We start from the raw sequence: 2310 nt of genomic DNA, 5'->3' as shown, positions 1-2310 counted from the left end.
AGCTGCCGTGAGGTTAAGCGAATAAAAGTTCTTACAAGAGATGTCAAAGTAGCGCAAGCGAGTATAAGGGGGCACCGGCCGCAGTACATGGCCGGGGAGTCCCGTTTTAAGGTCGGGAGACCGACGGACAAAACAAAAAAAGAAGACTATTTTTAACGATAGTTAAAACTGGTCAGCATCTTACAACACATTTTACAATGGAGAGTTTGATCCTGGCTCAGGATGAACGCTAGCGGCAGGCCTAATACATGCAAGTCGAGGGGTATTGGGAGCTTGCTTCCATGAGACCGGCGCACGGGTGCGTAACGCGTATGCAACCTACCTTCATCAGGGGGATAGCCCGGAGAAATCCGGATTAACACCGCATAACATCATTTTATAGCATTATGGGATGATCAAACATTTATGGGATGGAGATGGGCATGCGTGCCATTAGCTAGTTGGCGGGGTAAGGGCCCACCAAGGCTACGATGGCTAGGGGATCTGAGAGGATGGCCCCCCACACTGGTACTGAGACACGGACCAGACTCCTACGGGAGGCAGCAGTAAGGAATATTGGTCAATGGGGGCAACCCTGAACCAGCCATGCCGCGTGCAGGAAGACTGCCCTATGGGTTGTAAACTGCTTTTATCCGGGAATAAACCTTTCTACGTGTAGAGAGCTGAATGTACCGGAAGAATAAGGATCGGCTAACTCCGTGCCAGCAGCCGCGGTAATACGGAGGATCCAAGCGTTATCCGGATTTATTGGGTTTAAAGGGTGCGTAGGCGGCCTGTTAAGTCAGGGGTGAAAGACGGTAGCTCAACTATCGCAGTGCCCTTGATACTGATGGGCTTGAATGGACTAGAGGTAGGCGGAATGAGACAAGTAGCGGTGAAATGCATAGATATGTCTCAGAACACCGATTGCGAAGGCAGCTTACTATGGTTCTATTGACGCTGAGGCACGAAAGCGTGGGGATCGAACAGGATTAGATACCCTGGTAGTCCACGCCCTAAACGATGAACACTCGCTGTTGGCGATACACAGTCAGCGGCTAAGCGAAAGCGTTAAGTGTTCCACCTGGGGAGTACGGTCGCAAGATTGAAACTCAAAGGAATTGACGGGGGCCCGCACAAGCGGAGGAGCATGTGGTTTAATTCGATGATACGCGAGGAACCTTACCCGGGCTTGAAAGTTAGTGAAGTTCCCAGAGATGGGAGCGTCCGCAAGGACACGAAACTAGGTGCTGCATGGCTGTCGTCAGCTCGTGCCGTGAGGTGTTGGGTTAAGTCCCGCAACGAGCGCAACCCCTGTGTTTAGTTGCCAGCATGTAATGATGGGGACTCTAGACAAACTGCCTGTGCAAACAGAGAGGAAGGAGGGGACGACGTCAAGTCATCATGGCCCTTACGTCCGGGGCTACACACGTGCTACAATGGACGGTACAGAGGGCAGCTACACGGCAACGTGATGCGAATCTCACAAAGCCGTTCACAGTTCGGATCGGGGTCTGCAACTCGACCCCGTGAAGTTGGATTCGCTAGTAATCGCGTATCAGCAATGACGCGGTGAATACGTTCCCGGGCCTTGTACACACCGCCCGTCAAGCCATGGAAGTTGGGGGTACCTAAAGTATGTAACCGCAAGGAGCGTCCTAGGGTAAGACCGATAACTGGGGCTAAGTCGTAACAAGGTAGCCGTACCGGAAGGTGCGGCTGGAATACCTCCTTTCTGGAGCGGTCCCGACCGCTCGCTGCGCTATAATGATACTCTTATTAAAAAGATTTGAGATATGAGGAATGAGAACAGGCTTTTGGTCTATTTTCCAATACCCCACATCCAAAGAAAAGAAGGAAACGAGATCTGGACGGGATCTGAGGTCTGGGACATCAGATATGGGATTTGATAATGGGCTTAGGCACTTTGTCTAACATCTAATGTCTAACGTCTTACATCTAAGAAACAAAGTCCCGTAGCTCAGCCTGGTTAGAGCACTACACTGATAATGTAGGGGTCTCCAGTTCAAATCTGGACGGGACTACCTAGTTTTAGTGGTACGTTATGAGTATTATGTTATAAGTTTGACTTACAACGTATGACTTAGGACTTAGAACTCAAAAAAAGCCGGGGGATTAGCTCAGCTGGCTAGAGCGCCTGCCTTGCACGCAGGAGGTCAACGGTTCGACTCCGTTATTCTCCACAGAAGGGAGTTGAAGGTTGAAAGTTAAAAGTTACCTGTTAGGGCGCATATAAATCCCATAACGCGTAACCCATAACCCGCAACAAAAAATATACACACACCGGGATCGGTGCGCTACATTGACATA

The 2310-nt window shown here is 50.3% G+C and carries 2 tRNA genes and 1 rRNA gene; all 3 read left to right on the top strand.

Annotation, left to right across the window (positions count from 1 at the left end):
- Positions 1–194 precede the first annotated feature (194 nt).
- Positions 195–1714 (top strand): 16S ribosomal RNA (locus ACVWYG_RS19165).
- A gap of 235 nt (positions 1715–1949) precedes the next feature.
- Positions 1950–2024, top strand: a tRNA-Ile gene (locus ACVWYG_RS19160).
- Between the two features lie 85 nt (positions 2025–2109).
- Positions 2110–2183, top strand: a tRNA-Ala gene (locus ACVWYG_RS19155).
- Positions 2184–2310: the final 127 nt, after the last annotated feature.

Source organism: Pedobacter sp. UYEF25, from assembly GCF_054061655.1.
This window is presented reverse-complemented; position numbering and strand designations above follow the sequence as displayed.